This window comes from Parasphingopyxis sp., assembly GCF_052168295.1.
Lineage (GTDB): Bacteria > Pseudomonadota > Alphaproteobacteria > Sphingomonadales > Sphingomonadaceae > Parasphingopyxis.
This window is the reverse complement of sequence record NZ_JBQLZN010000040.1, coordinates 15705-32199: the sequence shown is the minus strand read 5'-3', so window position 1 is coordinate 32199 and position 16495 is coordinate 15705. Positions and strand designations below refer to the sequence as shown.

Annotated in this window: 15 protein-coding genes; 8 read left to right on the top strand and 7 right to left on the bottom strand. The window is 63.5% G+C overall.

The genetic code is table 11. The features are described 5' to 3' along the window. The 4 genes from ftsY to ACTS1Z_RS07325 form a co-directional block, all read right to left on the bottom strand. A complete protein-coding gene (gene ftsY / locus ACTS1Z_RS07340; protein ID WP_442623798.1) occupies positions 1-942 on the bottom strand; it encodes a signal recognition particle-docking protein FtsY in 942 nt (313 codons plus the stop codon). Next, positions 939-2183: a tRNA (N(6)-L-threonylcarbamoyladenosine(37)-C(2))-methylthiotransferase MtaB gene (gene mtaB / locus ACTS1Z_RS07335; protein ID WP_442623797.1), complete on the bottom strand. Its 1245-nt coding sequence runs from the start codon at positions 2181-2183 to the stop codon at positions 939-941. The genes ftsY and mtaB overlap by 4 nt, the downstream gene beginning before the upstream one ends. Further along, positions 2180-3001 (bottom strand): diaminopimelate epimerase, encoded by an 822-nt coding sequence (gene dapF, locus ACTS1Z_RS07330; protein WP_442623796.1) that lies wholly within the window; start codon positions 2999-3001, stop codon positions 2180-2182. Before dapF ends, mtaB begins: the two co-directional genes overlap by 4 nt. A gap of 72 nt (positions 3002-3073) precedes the next feature. Continuing rightward, positions 3074-4726, bottom strand: coding sequence for a putative bifunctional diguanylate cyclase/phosphodiesterase (locus tag ACTS1Z_RS07325; protein ID WP_442623795.1), 1653 nt, complete (start codon positions 4724-4726; stop codon positions 3074-3076). Between the two features lie 240 nt (positions 4727-4966). Between ACTS1Z_RS07325 and ffh the strand changes: the two genes are divergently transcribed. The 6 genes from ffh to rplS all read left to right on the top strand — a co-directional run bounded on the left by ffh (position 4967) and on the right by rplS (position 9094). Further along, positions 4967-6421 (top strand): signal recognition particle protein, encoded by a 1455-nt coding sequence (ffh, locus tag ACTS1Z_RS07320; RefSeq protein WP_442623794.1) that lies wholly within the window; start codon positions 4967-4969, stop codon positions 6419-6421. 124 nt (positions 6422-6545) lie between these two features. Next, the gene (gene rpsP, locus ACTS1Z_RS07315; RefSeq protein WP_442623793.1) at positions 6546-7130 is read left to right on the top strand and encodes a 30S ribosomal protein S16; all 585 of its coding nucleotides are present in this window, start codon (positions 6546-6548) and stop codon (positions 7128-7130) included. 3 nt (positions 7131-7133) lie between these two features. Next, on the top strand, positions 7134-7613 hold the full coding sequence (gene rimM / locus ACTS1Z_RS07310) for a ribosome maturation factor RimM (protein ID WP_442623792.1): 480 nt from the start codon (positions 7134-7136) through the stop codon (positions 7611-7613). Further along, positions 7613-7933 (top strand): hypothetical protein, encoded by a 321-nt coding sequence (locus ACTS1Z_RS07305; protein WP_442623791.1) that lies wholly within the window; start codon positions 7613-7615, stop codon positions 7931-7933. Before rimM ends, ACTS1Z_RS07305 begins: the two co-directional genes overlap by 1 nt. Continuing rightward, entirely contained in the window at positions 7930-8673 is a 744-nt protein-coding gene (trmD, locus tag ACTS1Z_RS07300; protein WP_442623790.1) for a tRNA (guanosine(37)-N1)-methyltransferase TrmD, read from the top strand. Before ACTS1Z_RS07305 ends, trmD begins: the two co-directional genes overlap by 4 nt. Before the next feature lies 1 nt (position 8674). Then, positions 8675-9094 carry a 50S ribosomal protein L19 gene (rplS, locus tag ACTS1Z_RS07295; protein WP_442623789.1) on the top strand — a complete coding sequence of 140 codons (420 nt, stop codon included), beginning with the start codon at positions 8675-8677 and terminating at the stop codon, positions 9092-9094. A gap of 73 nt (positions 9095-9167) precedes the next feature. Here rplS and ACTS1Z_RS07290 read toward each other — a convergent pair whose 3' ends face one another. After that, positions 9168-10397, bottom strand: coding sequence for a hypothetical protein (locus tag ACTS1Z_RS07290; protein ID WP_442623788.1), 1230 nt, complete (start codon positions 10395-10397; stop codon positions 9168-9170). Between the two features lie 157 nt (positions 10398-10554). Here ACTS1Z_RS07290 and ACTS1Z_RS07285 point away from each other — a divergent pair, with 157 nt between their 5' ends. Then, the gene (locus tag ACTS1Z_RS07285) at positions 10555-12759 is read left to right on the top strand and encodes a DPP IV N-terminal domain-containing protein (protein WP_442623787.1); all 2205 of its coding nucleotides are present in this window, start codon (positions 10555-10557) and stop codon (positions 12757-12759) included. Here ACTS1Z_RS07285 and ACTS1Z_RS07280 read toward each other — a convergent pair. Further along, on the bottom strand, positions 12756-13568 hold the full coding sequence (locus tag ACTS1Z_RS07280; RefSeq protein ID WP_442623786.1) for a DUF2189 domain-containing protein: 813 nt from the start codon (positions 13566-13568) through the stop codon (positions 12756-12758). The genes ACTS1Z_RS07285 and ACTS1Z_RS07280 overlap by 4 nt on opposite strands. Positions 13569-13761: 193 nt before the next feature. On the opposite strand from ACTS1Z_RS07280, the gene ACTS1Z_RS07275 reads away from it, so the two are divergent. Beyond that, positions 13762-14790 (top strand): aspartate-semialdehyde dehydrogenase, encoded by a 1029-nt coding sequence (locus tag ACTS1Z_RS07275; RefSeq protein ID WP_442623785.1) that lies wholly within the window; start codon positions 13762-13764, stop codon positions 14788-14790. 106 nt (positions 14791-14896) lie between these two features. On the opposite strand, the gene ACTS1Z_RS07270 is transcribed toward ACTS1Z_RS07275, so the two are convergent. Continuing rightward, entirely contained in the window at positions 14897-16471 is a 1575-nt protein-coding gene (locus ACTS1Z_RS07270) for a DHA2 family efflux MFS transporter permease subunit (RefSeq protein WP_442623784.1), read from the bottom strand. Positions 16472-16495 lie beyond the last annotated feature (24 nt).

Below are 16495 nucleotides of genomic sequence, written 5' to 3'. Positions count from 1 at the left end.
CTAGTCTCCGTCGAACTCGTCCGCGGCGGTTATCGCCCGCGCCACCGCGCGCGGATCGAACGGCCGCAAATCCTCCAGGCTTTCGCCGACACCGATCGCGTGGATCGGCAGGCCGAACTTTTCCGCAGCCGCGACCAACACGCCGCCGCGCGCCGTACCATCGAGTTTCGTCATAACAAGCCCGGTGACATTGGCCACCTCCTTGAACACTTCGATCTGCGACAGGGCGTTCTGCCCGGTAGTCGCATCGAGCACCAGTATCACATTATGCGGCGCGTCCTCGTTGAGGCGGCCCAACACCCTGCGAATCTTGGATAATTCGTCCATCAGGTGGCTCTTGTTCTGGAGCCGCCCGGCGGTATCGACGATCAGCACGTCGGTGCCAATTTCGGTCCCGCGTTTCACGCCCTCGAAGACGAGGCTCGCGGCATCGCCGCCCTCTTCGCCAGCGATGATCGGCACGCCGAGCCGCTCGGCCCAGACCTTGAGCTGCCCGATGGCCGCGGCCCGGAACGTATCGCCGGCGACCAGCATGACGTTGTAATCGTCTTCGAGGAACAGGTGGCCGAGCTTGGCGATGGTCGTCGTCTTGCCCGAACCGTTCACGCCGATGACGAGCATGACCTGCGGCCGGGGAAAGGCATCGATCTCCAGCGGGACGGCGACGGGCGCGAGGATCGCCTCGAGCTCTTCGGCGACGATCTCGCGGATGTCGAGTTCGGAGAGATGCCGGTCGAACCGGCCGCTTGCGAGGCGATCGCGGACACGCGCCGCCACTGAGGGGCCGAGATCGGACGCGATCAGCGCCTCCTCGATCTCGTCGAGCGTTTCCTCGTCGAGCTTCTCCTTGGTCAGCAGTCCGGTCAGATTGCCGCCGAGCCTGTCCGACGTCCGCTTGAACCCGAAGCGCAGTTTTTCGCCCCAGCTCTTCTCTTCGCTCACGCGATGTCCCCGATCAAAATTCCGTCCTTTATTTCAGCGATATCCGCTTGAACGATCCTGCCGGTCATATCGCGATCGCGGGAAAGATCGCGGATCGCAACCTCGGCAAAATTCTCCGCATGACCGCGTCCGTCGTTCCGCTCGATCAGCACCTGCTGCCGCGTGCCGACAAGGCTTTCGAGAAACGCAGCTTTCCGCCGCGCCGCCGCATCACGCAGCCTTTGCGCGCGTTCCTTGCGCAGCGGTACGGGCACTTGCGGCATCTTTGCCGCGGGCGTGCCGCGGCGCGCGGAGTACGGAAAGATATGCCCGTAAACGATCTGGCAATCGTCGATCAGCGCCAGCGTGTTCGCCGCCATCGCGTCGGTTTCGGTCGGGAAGCCCGCGATGATATCCGCGCCGATCGCGATCTCGGGCCGCTTCGCCTTGAGCCTCGCGACCATCTCGACAGATTGCGCGCGGCTGTGGCGGCGCTTCATACGCTTGAGGATCATATCGTCGCCGGCCTGCAGCGAGAGGTGCAGATGCGGCATGAAGCGCGGCTCGCCGGTGATGATGTCGAACAGCCGCTCGTCGATCTCGATGGAATCCAGCGACGAAAGGCGCAGCCGGGGCAGGGCGGGCACGCCGTTCAGGATGCGCTCGACGAGCAGGCCGAGGCTCGGGCTGCCGGGCAGGTCCGGGCCGTAGCTCGTAACGTCGACGCCGGTGAGCACGATCTCCTGAAACCCGTCGTCTACCAGCGCGTTGATGCGCTCGACGACGAGACCCGCGGGCACCGACCGGCTGTTGCCGCGGCCATAGGGGATCACGCAGAAGGTGCAGCGATGGTCGCAGCCATTCTGGACTTCCACGAAGGCGCGCGCGCGGTCCGAGAACCCGGTGACGAGGTGCGGTGCGGTTTCGCGCACGGCCATGATGTCCGAAACGAACGAGCGATCCGAGGCGAAGCTCTCGGGCAGCATCTTCTCACGATTGCCGAGCAGGCGGCTGACTTCGGGCATATCGGCGAAAGTTTCGGGTTCGGTTTGTACCGCGCAGCCGGTCACGACGATTTCGGCGTTGGGCCGGGCGCGTTTCGCCTTGCGGATCTGTTGCCGCGTCTTGCGCACCGCCTCGGCGGTCACCGCGCAGCTATTGACGATCACCAGATCGTCGCGGTCCGCGGCCATCGCGCGCATCGCCTCGCTCTCGGCGAAGTTCAGGCGGCAGCCCAGTGTGATGAGTTCCGGCCCGCTCATCGCAGCGTCTCCAGATCGATCTCGCCGGAATAGACATAGGTCGCGGGGCCCGTCATCCGGATCGTCTCGCCGGGCGCCCAGGCGATGTCGAGATCGCCGCCGGGTAGATGCACGGTTACGTTATTGTCCGTAAGCTTGCGGCTGATCGCGGCGACGGCGGTGGCACAGGCGCCGGTCCCGCATGCCCGCGTGAGCCCCGCGCCGCGTTCCCATACGCGCAGGGTTATGCTGCCATCAGCTTCGATCCGGGCGACATTGACATTGATCCTTTCCGGAAACAGTGGATCGGTTTCGATGATGGGCCCGAGCCGTTCCAGGTCGATCGCCTGCCCATCGTCCACGAAAAACACGACATGCGGGTTGCCGACATTGACCGCGAAGGGATTTTCAAGCGTTTCCCAGCCGACAGGTATATTGGCCGTGTCCATCGCATAGGCGAGCGGGATCGCGTCCCAGTCGAAGCGCGGCGCGCCCATGTCCAGCATCGCGCCGGCGTCGACCGTTTCGCCGGAAATCGTGCCGCCTGCCGTTTCGATAGTCGCGCCGTCTCCGGCGAGCTTCGTGACACAGCGCGCGGCATTGCCGCAGGCTTCGACCTCGCCACCATCGGCGTTGAAGATCCGCATCTTCAGATCGGCGGTTTCGGAGGGCTCAAGCAGGATCAACTGGTCGCAGCCGATGCCCGTGCGCCGGTTCGCCAGCGCGCGTGCCAGCGCCTCCGTCATCTCGACGGCCTGCGCGCGGCCATCGACGATGACGAAGTCATTGCCGAGACCGTGCATCTTGTGAAACGCCAAGGAGTGGGCCGGTGCGCGCATGGCGCGCGATTTAGGGTCCGGAAGGGTCGCTGTCCACCAATGCCCGGCGTAATGCTCAGGGCCGGGCGGTGCTTATCCCGTGCGGCGCAGCTTGCGCAGATCGTCCAGCGCTTCTTCGGCGACCTCGTCTTTCTGCCGCGCGGTCAGCATGTCCTTGTCGGCGAGCAGGCGGCGCGTCTGGCCGATCGCCATGGGCTTGCCGAAATACCAGCCCTGTCCGGCCATGGAGCCGAGATGTTTGAGACTTTGTTCGATCTGCTCATTCTCGATGCCTTCCGCGGTCACCGGCAGGCCGAGGCTGGTGCCGAGGCGCGTAATGGCATCGACGATGGCGGCGCTTTCATTGTCGTCATTGATCGACGCGACGAAGCTGCGATCGATCTTGATCCGGTCGAAGGGCAGGGCGCGCAGATGCGCGAGGCTCGAATAGCCCGTGCCGAAATCGTCGAGCGCGACGCGGATACCCTGGTTCTTGAGGCTTGAGATGATCGACTGGGCGATACCGAGATTATCGAACAGCGCGGTCTCGGTGATCTCGATTTCGAGCCGTTCGGCCGGGAAATTGGTCTCGGTCAGCAATTTGATGATCTTCTGCGCCAGCCAAGGATCCTTGAGCTGCGCGGGCGAGATATTGACCGAAACGGTCAGCCCCGCGTCCCAGTCTCGCGCCTCGATGAATGCCTGGCGCATCACGCTTTCGGATAGATCGGCGATAAGCCCGCATTCCTCGGCCACCGCGATGAATTCTTCGGGCAGGATAATGCCCTTGGTCGGATGTTCCCACCGGGCGAGCACTTCGAAACCGTGCAACCTGCCGGTCAGAAGGTCGATCTGCTGCTCGTAATAGGGCTTGATCTCGCCATTCGGGATGGCCTGGCGCAGGCCTTCTTCGATCCGGTTCCGCTCTTCGAGCATGCGCTCCATGCTGCCATCGAACCATACGGCGCGGTTCTTCCCCTGATGCTTGGCCGCATACATGGCGATATCCGCCCGGCGCAGCAGCGTCTCGATGCCGTTACAGTCATGATCGGAACGCGCGATGCCGACCGAGGCGCTGGTCTGGATCGACTGTCTCTCGATATCGAAAGGATGCGAGATGCGCTCGACCAGTTCGTCGGCGATCGCATCCACGGCCGCCGGGTTGGACGGGTCGAACTGGAAGGCAGCGGCGAATTCGTCGCCGCCGAGCCGTGCGGCGAGGGCCGCGCCGGGCAGCGCGCTCATGATCCGCTTGCCGACCTCGCGGAGCAGCACGTCTCCCGTGTGATGGCCGTTGAGGTCGTTGATATACTTGAAACTGTCGAGATCGATCACGAACATCGCGACGACGCGATCCCGCTCCCGGGCGCGGCGCATCATCTCGCTGCCTTCGCTCGCCAGCGCCCGCCGGTTGAGGAAGCCGGTCAGCGGATCCTTGTTAGCGAGCAGGCGGGCGCGTTTGGCGGCCTCCTTGTGCGACTTGATCTGCTCGGTGACCTCGTTGTGATGGCGCCAGCCGATCAGGATCAGCGCGATGTTGAGAAGCAGCGCGACCGCGAGCACGGGATCGCGTTCCGAGGCCGTGCCGGCGATGATATTGGCAACCACCTCGCCGCCGATTGCGGCGAACATCATGATGGCCGTCATCGCCACTACGCCCGACACGAACGCGCGCGGACGCTTCTCGCCTTTTGCGGCTTTGCTATTCTCAGACGACGTCGAAGCGGCCACTGCGCCTTCGGTCATGGCAAATTCCCTGTAAACTGCTGATTGCTATGCACGAACGGAGTGAAGACCGCGTTAATTTTGCCGTTGGCCAAACTTCCCTTGAAAAAGCGCGCATTGGCGCGTATCTGCGCTCCCAACAGTTCCGCGAGGAATGCAAGGCAAGCGCCGAAATGGCGTCCGCTGGCCGGCGAGGTTTCGCCCGCCGGCGTTTTTTGCGTTACGCTTTGCATTCGGCGGGGAACGGGAAGGAAGTAAGCGATGTTCGACAGTCTCAGCGATCGGCTCGGCGGCGTATTCGACCGTCTGAAAGGCCGCGGTGCGCTCAGCGAGAGCGATGTCCGCGCCGCCATGCGCGAAGTGCGGATCGCATTGCTGGAGGCCGATGTCGCGCTGCCCGTCGCCCGCGAATTCATCGAAACCGTCACCGAACAGGCGATCGGCGAGCAGGTGCTCAAATCCGTGACGCCGGGCCAGCAGGTCGTCAAGATCGTCAACGACGCGCTGGTCGAGATGCTCGGCGCCGAGGCCTCCGAACTCAATGTCGGTGGCACGCCGCCCAATGTCGTGATGATGGTCGGCCTGCAGGGTTCGGGCAAGACGACCACCACCGCGAAGATCGCCAAGCGGCTGACCGAGAAGGGCCGGAAAAAGGTGCTGATGGCGTCGCTCGACGTCAATCGCCCGGCCGCGCAGGAGCAGCTCGCCGTGCTCGGCACGCAGGCCGAGGTGGCGACGCTGCCCATCGTCGAGGGGCAGCAGCCCATCGATATCGCCAAGCGCGCGCTGCAGGCGGCCAAGCTCCAGGGCTTCGATGTCGTCATGCTCGATACCGCGGGCCGGCTCCATGTCGATCAGCAGTTGATGGACGAAATGAAGGCCGTGGCCGACGTCTCCGAGCCGGAGGAAATACTGCTCGTCGTCGATGCGCTGACCGGGCAGGACGCGGTCAACGTCGCGCAGAATTTCAGCGAGCAGGTGCCGCTGACCGGCACGGTGCTGACCCGGATGGATGGCGATGCACGTGGCGGCGCGGCGCTCTCGATGCGCGCAGTGACGGGTACGCCGATCAAGTTTGTCGGTGTCGGCGAAAAGCTGGACGAGATCGAGGAATTCCATCCCGAGCGCGTCGCCGGGCGCATTCTCGGGATGGGCGATGTGGTGAGCCTCGTCGAACGTGCGGCCGAGACGGTCCAGAAGGACGAGGCGGAGGCGTTCGCCAAGAAGATGGCCAAGGGCCAGTTCGACATGAACGACCTGCGCACGCAACTCTCGCAGATGCAGCGGATGGGCGGGCTCGGCGCGCTGGCCGGCATGATGCCCGGCATGAAGAAGGCGCAGGCCGCGATGGCGCAGAGCGGCATGGACGACAAGGTGCTCGTCCATATGGATGCGATGATCGGCTCGATGACCAAGGAGGAGCGGGCCAAGCCTGCGCTGCTCAACGCCAAGCGCAAGCGGCGCGTGGCCATGGGCTCGGGCACGACCGTGCAGGAGGTCAACCGGCTCCTGAAGATGCACAAGGAAATGTCGACCGCGATGAAGCGCATCAAGAAGATGGGCGGCATCAAGGGGCTGATGAAAATGTTTGGCGGCGGCGGACCCGATGGCCTGCCGCCCGGCGACGGCGCGATGCCGCCCGGCGGCATGCCCGGGCTGCCCGGCATGCCGGGGCAGGGAATCCCGCCCGATTTGGACAAGTTGTTGAAGAGGTGAGTTTCGTGCTCCTGCGAAGGCAGGAGCCCAGAGCTGCGGGCGGGGCTTTTGCCGCCCTAGGCTCCTGCTTTCGCAGGAGCAAAATTGCGTAATCGAATTTTGATTTTGAAAGAAGGAAATATCAATGCCAGTAGCAATCCGGCTGTCGCGCGGTGGCGCCAAGAAGCGGCCTTACTACAAGATCGTCGTGACCGATTCCCGCAAGGCGCGGGACGGCAAGTTCATCGAGCGGATTGGCAGCTATAACCCGCTGCTCGCCAAGGACGATCCCGATCGTGTGAAGCTCGACGAAGAGCGCGCCAAGCACTGGATTTCGGTCGGCGCCCAGCCGTCCGACCGCGTACTGCGTTTCCTCGACGCTGCTGGCATCATGGAGCGGACGCCGCGCAACAACCCGCAGAAAGCGGAGCCGGGTGCCAAGGCCAAGGAACGCGCCGAAGAGAAGGCCGAGAAGGAAGCTGCTGCCAAGGCCGCGACCGAAGCGCCTGCCGAGGAAGCTCCGGCTGAAGAAGCTGCGGCCGAAGACGCCGAAGCGCCAGCCGAAGAGGCTGCCGCCGACGAAGCACCGGCCGAGGAAGCCGCTGCGGAAGAAGCTCCCGCCGAAGAGGCACCTGCTGAAGAAGCCGCTGCCGACGAAACTCCGGCTGAGGAAGCGGCCGCTGAAGAGGCTCCCGCCGAGGACGCCGAGAAAGAAGAAGCCAAGAGCTAAGCCTTGGCCGAAAAGCGCATTACCCTCGCCGCCATCGCCGGAGCGCACGGCATTGGCGGCGAGGTGCGCCTCAAGATTTTCTCCGAAAGCCTGGAGAGCTTCAAACGCTACAAGACGTTCGAGGCAGCCGGGCAATCGCTCACCCTCGAATCGGTGCGCGAAACCGGCAAGATGCCGATCGCGCGCTTCGCCGAAATCGCGGACCGCAACGCGGCCGAAGCCCTGCGCGGCAAGGAACTGACCGTGCCGCGCTCGGCCCTCCCGCCACTCGAAGAGGGCGAATATTATCATGCGGACCTTGTGGGTCTGCCCTGCGTCACCGAGAGCGGCGAGGCGGTCGGCGAAGTGATCGCCATCGAGAATTTCGGGGCCGGCGACATTATCGAGATAAGAAAGCCGGACGGTTCGGATTTCATGGTGCCCGTGAAAGCAATCACAGCTGGTGAAACCGAGATCACTATAGATAGCGATTTTCTGATCTGATGGGGTACGGCATCGCTCTTGGCTTGGCTTCCGCTGTTTTGGCCTCCATTTTGAGCGTAATTTTTTCTCGATTCAAATCCGATTGGAGTGCGCGGCGAACGGTTCTATTTTCGCTACTGCCGCCACCTCTGCTTGTTTTGGCGGCTTCGATCATTCTGCTTTTCGATGCGCATACCGCATCTGCTGAAGAGTGTGGCGTAGATGCTTGCGCGATGATGAGTTATGCCGTCATTGTTGTCACTCCCGTAGCGTTAGCCATATCGGTGCTTGCTGGATTGCTTGGCTCTTTTTTGGCGGTTCTCTACTTGAAGAAGACATGACCTTCGCCGCCACCATACTCACGCTTTATCCGGAAATGTTTCCCGGGCCGCTCGAGCATTCCATCGCGGGCCGAGCGCTCGAGGAGGGGAAATGGGTGCTGGAAGTTCTGCAAATTCGGGATTTCGCGACCGACAAACATCACACCGTGGACGATACGCCGGCGGGCGGCGGGGCCGGGATGGTGATGAAGGCCGATGTGCTGGCCGCCGCGATCGATGGGGCGCGGGAGCGTCAGCCGGATGCGCCGGTGCTCGCCATGTCGCCGCGCGGCGTGCCGCTGACGCAACAGCGGGTGCGAGAGCTTTCCGCCGGGCCGGGTGTCACGATCCTGTGCGGCCGGTTCGAAGGCTTCGACGAGCGGATTTTCGAAGGCCGCCCGGTTGAGGAAATCTCGGTCGGCGACTATATCCTTTCCGGCGGAGAAATCGGCGCGCTGGCGCTGCTCGACGCTTGCATTAGGTTGCTTCCCGGGGTAATGGGCGCGGCTTCAAGCGGCGATGAGGAAAGCTTCGAACAGGGGCTGCTCGAATATCCGCATTATACCCGACCTCAAGAATGGGAAGGGCGCACGATCCCTGAAGTGTTGCGATCGGGGGATCATGCGAAAATCGCTTCGTGGCGCAAGAGCCAGGCGGAAGCGATTACACGGTCACGGCGGCCGGATCTGTGGGAGCGCTATAGTGGCGCTTCGGATCAGTCGCCCTCTGGCGCGCAACGCAAAGACACGAAGGACGAATGAGATGAATCTCATCGAAGAGCTCGAGGCGGAAGCCATCGAGAGCATTACGAGCGACAAGAAACTCCCCGACTTCAAGGCGGGCGATACGGTTCGCGTGGGCGTGAAGGTCGTCGAGGGTGATCGCACCCGTATTCAGAATTTCGAGGGCGTGTGTATCGCGCGCACCAATCGCGGCATGGGATCGAGCTTCACGGTGCGCAAGATCTCGTTCGGCGAAGGCGTCGAGCGCGTATTCCCGCTGTACAGCCCGAATGTCGACAGCGTGACCGTGCTCAAGCGCGGCATCGTGCGCCGGGCCAAGCTTTACTATCTGCGCGGCCGCACCGGTAAGAGCGCGCGCATCGCCGAAAAGCGCGACGATCGCGAGACGAAGACGATCAAGACCGAAGCGCCGGAAGCCGCGGAGGCCAGCGAGAGCTGAGATCGCGAAAGCGATATGGAATAGGGAAGGGACCGTCCGTTGGGGCGGCCCTTTTTCGTTGGGCCTGCTGCGCCTATTGCGCGGCTGTGCTGCCGACCATCGTCGCCGGCCGGACATTTGCGACACCGAGATAATAGTCGAAACCGAAGATCAGCGCGCGCGATCCCGCGTCGATGTCGCTGTCCCGCCGTACGAGCGCGCGCAGCGGCCTGAGATCGATCAGCGTCAGCGGCGCATCGCCGGCCGCTTCCCGGATCAGCGATCCTTCCTCGAGCAGGTAGGACTCGCACGGCCGGGCCTCTCCAGACCGGGGATCCGTCATTTCGCCGCCCAGGCAATCGATCATCACGTTCACGACCGCGAAATCGCGCGTCCTGCCCCATTCGACCAGGAAGTTGCCGAGCGCCGGGACATTGGTGTTGCTGAGCCCGCGCATGATATGGCTCGCGCCGAACTTGAAATAGACGCGCGGGGGACCGCCGTCGCGCGCTTCGATCCGCTCGAAGGCGCGCAGGAAATTATCCTTCATATAGTTTTCGCGCGTGAGATTGGCCGGGTAAATCGGCCCGCCGCGCCCGGTGAAGGGCGCGTAGATGCTGTTGGAGAGCAGGATCGCATCGACGATTTCCAGCGCCTCCGTGTCCGTGCCCGTGTCGAATGCCGCCCTGAGCGCGGCGAACTCTTCCGGCTGCGCCGCGCCCACGGCCATCGGGTTGGCCGCCGCCAGCGCAGCGAAATCGGCGACGGCGGCGCGCTGGACCTCCGTGCGCGCCAGGCTCTCCAGGCGCGCCGCGATCAGCGGACCGCCCGCGATAAATTCCTGGTCGATGCCCCAGAAGATGTCCGACGGCGCATCGGACAGCCGCGCCGCGTCCTCTACGATCGCCAGATCTTCGGAATAGAAGAGGAAGGGAATGACGAGCCGGTTGCCGGGAGTCGCGATATAGTCGCGCAGCGTGCCCTCGCGGACCATCGCTTCCGCCGCGGCCATACCATAGGGGCCGACCTCCATCGCCATATAGTCATAGCCGTGGCGGTTCAGCGCGCGGTACATGGCTTGGGATATTTCGCCGATATCGGCCGTCGCATGCTGTTCGCCGATCAGGAAAAACTGCGCTTCCGATCCGTCGGCGATCAGCCGGTCCCAACCCGTGCCGGACAGGCTGCCATCCTCATGCCGGACGATTTCCAGGGTATGCGCCTCGGCCGCAGCCAGCAGCGGATTCTGATCCTCTGCCGGCTGCGCCGCCGCCGTCGCGCCGGTCGCCATCAGCATCGCGGCGACCGCAAACCGCTTCATCATTCGCTCTCTCCCCGCCGTATTGTCGTATTAATACACAATAGCTGTGGTGATGCGATGGTCAAGGGACCGGGATGGCCGTCAACCTATGGATGGAAAACGCATCTTCGCCGGCGCGATAGCCGCTTTCGTTTCGCCGGGAGCGTGGCTATCCTTGCGTATGCGCTATCCTCTTTTCCTCGGGCTCGCCGCCCTTTCGATCGCCCCGGCCACGGCCGAGCCCCTTACTCTTGAACGCGTTTTCGCGGACCCTGCGCTGGACGGCCCGTCCCCGCGCGAACTGCAACTGTCGCCGGATGGCACGCTTGCGACTTTCCTGCGCAATCGCGACGATGATGCGCAGCGCTACGATCTATGGGCCGTCGATGCGGCGACCGGTCAATCGCGCATGCTCGTCGATTCCGAGGCGCTGGGCACGGGCGCGGAGCTTTCGGAAGAGGAACTTATGCGGCGCGAGCGCGCGCGGCTCAGCGGCGTGCGCGGCATCGTCAACTATCAATGGTCGCCCGATGGCGAAACGATTCTCGTGCCGCTGGACGGCGATATCTATCTGGCCGAGCCGGACGGCGATGCGCGGCGGCTGACCGAAACCGAGGCGACGGAGCTGGACGCGCAAGTATCGCAGACGGGCCGTTATGTCTCCTTCGTCCGCGACAGCAATCTCTATCGCATCGACGTCGAAAGCGGCGAGGAGCTGCGCCTGACGCCGGATGGCGACGATGCGATCAGCTGGGGCGTGGCGGAGTTCGTCGCGCAGGAGGAAATGTCACGGACCGTCGGGCATTGGTGGTCGCCGGACGATCGCTATCTGGTTGCGGCGCGGGTCGACGAGACGCCGGTCGACCTGGTGACGCGCACGGCGATCGGTGCCGAAGGCACGCGCGTGTTCGAACAGCGCTATCCGGTCGCCGGCTCGGCCAATGCGATCGTCGATCTCTTCGTCCTGATGCCGGATGGCGAGACGCGGACGCCGATCGATCTCGGCGAGGACGACGACATCTATGTCGCGCGCGTCGACTGGTCGGCGGACGGATCGACGATCTTCGTCCAGCGGCAGAGCCGGGACCAGCGGCGGCTCGACATGCTGGCGGTCGATCCGATGACTGGTGCATCGGAAATCCTCTTCACCGAAACGGCCGAAAGCTGGATCAACCTGCACGACAATCTGCGCCCGCTTGAGGATGGCAGCCTGATCTGGTCGTCCCAGCGCGACGGCTTTTCCCATATCTATCATTGGCAGGATGGGAGCTGGCGTCAGCTCACGCGCGGCGCGTGGGAGATCGAGGACGTCCTCGGTATCGATAGTGCGCGCGGCCGCATCTATTTCACCGGCAACCAGTCCACGCCGATCGAGCAGCATGTTTATTGGGTGGATATGAACGATCCGGGCGAACCGGTGCAGATCACCGAAGACGGGTGGTGGAACGAGGCGGCGATGAATGACAGCGCGACCGGTGCGCTCATTTACCGCTCGAACAGCAACCAGCCACGCCAGGTCTATCTGGCCGATGCAGAGGGCGAGGCGCTTGCGCAGATTGAAGAAAATGCGCTCGATGCCGACCATCCCTATGCGCCCTATCTCGACAGCCACCGGACCCCGACATTCGGAACGATCCCGGCGGAGGACGGCACGCCGCTCTACTATCGCATGATCACGCCGGAGCTCGAGCCCGGCCGCCGCTACCCGGTATTCGTGCAGGTCTATGGCGGCCCCGGGGTCGGCCGTCAGGCGCGCCAGATTTGGGCGAGGCAGACGGTGCTGCAGCAATATCTGGTGGATCAGGGCTGGATCGTCTTTTCCATCGACAATCGCGGATCGCCGAACCGCGGCAAGGTGTTCGAAGACCATATCAACCGCGCGATGGGCACGGTCGAAGTGACCGATCAGCTGACCGGGCTGGACTGGCTACAGGCCCAGCCCTTCGTCGATCCCGAGCGGATCGGCGTCTATGGCTGGTCCTATGGCGGCTATATGGTGCTGCATCTGTTGCAGGCCGCGCCGGGCCGGTTCGCGGCGGGTGTGTCCGGCGCGCCGGTCACCCGGTGGGAGCTGTACGACACCCATTATACTGAACGCTATCTCGGCAATCCGACGATCGATCCGAGCCCCTATGAGCGGGGCAATCCCGTCACCAATGCCGAGGCGCTGGCCGATCCGCTATTGCTGATCCATGGCATGGCCGACGACAATGTCATCTTCGAGCATTCGACCGTCTATATGGGCCGGCTGCAGGAAGCGGCGATCCCGTTCGAACTGATGGTCTATCCGGGCGCTACGCACCGGGTCAGCGGCGAAAATCGCCAGATACATCTGTGGCGGTCGATCACCGATTTTCTCGATCGCGAGGTCCGGGAGCCGCGCTAACGCCCCATTTGCGTCACGGCATCGCGATCCACGATCCGCGTGTAGAGATGCCAAGTCGCATAGCCGAGCACGGGCAGCGCGACGGCGAGCCCGATGAGCAAAGGTATCGCCGCGACGGTCAGGATCACGCCGACCATGATGCCCCAGCGGATCAGTACGCCCGGATTTTTGCGGAAGGCGGCCAAAGAGGTCGCGACAGCGCGCTCCGCACTGACCTTGCGGTCGACGAGCAGCGGCAGCGACACGACGCTGACCGCGAGCACGACGAGCGCAAACAGGATACCCACAAGGTTGCCCACAATGATCATCGACCAGCCGGCCTGGGTCGTGAGAACATTCTCGGCGAAGTTGGCGATCGTGCCCGGCGGTTCCAGGCCGAAGAACATCGTGTAGACGAGCGTTGCTGCGGCGAGCCACGCGCCGAAGATGGCGAGCAGGCCGATGCCGACCGCGGCAATGGAGAGGAAGGATTCGCTCTTGAGTACGCCGAAGAAATGCCACCAGCTCGAATCGCGCCCCGCTTCGCGGCGTTTCGCCAGTTCGTAGAATCCGGTGGCGACGAGCGGGCCGAGCAGCGAGAGACCCGCGAACAACGGAAACAGCATGGATATGTCGCTACCCGTGACGACGACCGACGTGACCGCTCCGATCAGCGGATAGAGCAACCCGACGAAGATCAGGTCGCCGCGCTTGGCCTTGAAATCGGCATAGCCGGCCGCGAGGCTCTCGTTGAGATCGGCGGCGGTGATGGAGCGGACGGGCAACGGCACTCCTGCCGGACTGGCGTCGAGCGAAACGTCTTGTGACATAGCAATCTCCGTCGGCAGAGACGCCTGCCGCATGCGGCCCCCGGATATCGAACGTCGCGAGTGTAATCTGAATTGCGCGGCCAAGGCAAATGACGTTACGGCAATCGCGGTTTTTGCGATGCAGCAAGGTTCGGCTTGGCGAATGGCGGGACACGCACTAGATGATGCGCTTGCGAAAAGGAAAGTATGGACGATGGGTTATCGGGTAGCGGTTGTCGGAGCGACGGGGAATGTCGGGCGCGAAATGCTCGCTTGCCTCGCCGAGCGCGAGTTTCCGGCGGACGAAGTCGCGGCGGTCGCCTCGGCGCGGTCGCAGGGTGTGGAGGTCGAGTTCGGCGACACGGGCCGGATGCTCAAATGCAAGAATATCGAGCATTTCGATTTTTCCGGCTACGACATCGCGCTGTTCGCTGCGGGCTCCGGCCCGGCCAAGGAGTATGCGCCTAAGGCCGCCAAAGCCGGCTGCACGGTGATCGACAACAGCTCGCTCTTCCGCATGGACCCGGACGTCCCGTTGATCGTGCCGGAAGTGAATCCGGAAGCGATCGACGGCTATCTGGCGAAGAATATCATCGCCAATCCCAACTGCTCGACGGCCCAGCTCGTGGTGGCGCTGAAACCGCTGCACGATGCGGCGACGATCAAGCGCGTCGTCGTCTCGACCTATCAGTCCACGTCCGGCGCGGGGAAGGCGGGCATGGACGAGCTGTTCAAGCAGTCGCGCGACATCTTCGTCGGCGATGCGCCCGGGGCCGAGAAATTTACGAAGCAGATCGCCTTCAACGTCATTCCGCATATCGACATCTTCCTCGAGGATGGGTCGACCAAGGAAGAGTGGAAGATGATGGTCGAGACGAAGAAGATCCTCGATCCGAAGATCAAATTGAGCGCGACCTGCGTGCGCGTGCCGGTGTTCGTCGGCCATAGCGAGGCGGTCAATATCGAGTTCGAGAATGAGCTGTCCGCCGAAGAGGCGCAGAATATCCTGCGCGAGGCGCCGGGCATCATGCTCGTCGATAAGCGCGAGGATGGCGGCTACGTAACCCCGGTCGAGTGCGTCGGTGACGGCGCGACCTTCATCAGCCGCGTGCGCGAAGACCCGACCGTCGAGAACGGGCTGGTCCTGTGGTGCGTCTCGGACAATCTCCGCAAGGGCGCCGCGCTCAACGCCGTGCAGATCGCCGAACTGCTCGGCCGGCGGCACCTGCAGAAGGCGGCGTAAGAGCCACGTTTAGGAAGAACCGTTAGGGCTGAGCTTGTCGAAGCCCGTTTCTCCGCCGATAGACGCCCTTCGACAGGCTCAGGGCTAACGGATTGAGTGCGATTACTCACTCCGCTGGCTTCAGCTCGCCGTCCGGCTCTTCCGCCTCGACAGTCGCCGTGCCCGTAGCTGGCAGCTTCTTGAGCAGCATGGAGGCGGGGACGGCGAAGATGCAGCCCCACATGATCAGCCAGAAATTGTTGACATAGCCGATCATCAGCGCCTGCCGCGCGATCTCGCCTTCGAGTAGGGCGACCACCTGCTCGGGCGGCAGGTTCAGCCGCTCCAACCCCATGGACGGTATCGTCGAGGGCGTGATCGCCTCGGCCATGTCGGCATGGCTGATCTGCAGGTTGCGGGCGACATTGCTCGCCGTGATCGAGATGCCGATCGACGCGCCGACGTTTCGGAGCAAGTTCATAAGCGCCGCGCCTTCGGGGCGCAGGCTGACCGGAAGCGTGGCGAAGGCGATGACGTTCAAGGGCACGAAGATAAAGCCGATGCCGACGCCCTGGATCACGCCGACAAGGATGATCGGGCCGGAATCCATGCCGATCATCCAGTTGGTCATCATGTAGCAGGACCAGGCCGTGACCGCCCAGCCGATGGCGAGGATCACGCGCGCATCCATGACGTTCATCAGCCGCGCCGCCACGCCCATGGCGACGATCACGCCGAGCCCGCGCGGCGCGAGCAGATAGCCGGCCGTTATCACCGGATAGTCGAGCACGCCCTGCAACATCGGCGCGATGAGCGCGATGATCGCGAACACGATAACGCCGACGAACGCGACGAAGATCAACGAGCCGACGAGATTGCGGTCGGTAAAGATCGCCGGCGTCAGCAGCGTGTTCCTGCCGGTCAGCATGTGGACGACGAACACCCAAAAGCCGATGATCACGCAGCCGATGCCGATCCAGATCGCGGTGCTGTCCAGCCAGTCGAGCTGCTGTCCGCGGTCCAATACGAGCTGAAGCGCGGCGAGCCCCAGCGCGAACATGGAAAAGCCGAACAGGTCGAACCCGCGCTTCTCGATCTTCCGGCTCGGCAGCAGGAAATAGAGCATGGCGAGGATCACCGCGCCGATCGGCAAATTGACGTAAAACACCCAACGCCAGTTGTAATATTCGGTGATGTAGCCGCCGATCAGCGGCCCGAGGATCGGCCCCATCACCGCGCCGAGGCTCCAGATCGCCATCGCCTGCCCATGTTTGTGCGACGGATTGATGTCGAGCATCGCGGTCTGCGAGATCGGGCCGATAAAAGCGGCGGCGATCCCCTGCATGATGCGGAACGTCACCATCTGTTCGAGGCTCGTCGCCGCGCCGCAGAGCATCGAGGTGACGATAAAAAAGGCGACCGACCATAGGAACAGGTTGCGCGAGCCGATCCGGTCCGCGAGCCAGCCGGTGATCGGGATCGCGACCGCCGTCGCCACGATATAGCTGGTCAGCACCCAGGTGATCGTGTCGATCGTCGCCCCGAGGCTCGTCTGCATATGGGGCAGGGCGACATTGGCGATCGTCGTATCGAGGATCTGCATCATCATTGCCATCATGATGGCGAAGGTCAGGAGCCCTTTGTAACGGACCGGAAGAAGCGCATCGCCGTCCGGCGTTGCGGCGGCGGGATTGCTCGCCATGGCGCTTGAACCGTCAGCCCTGAG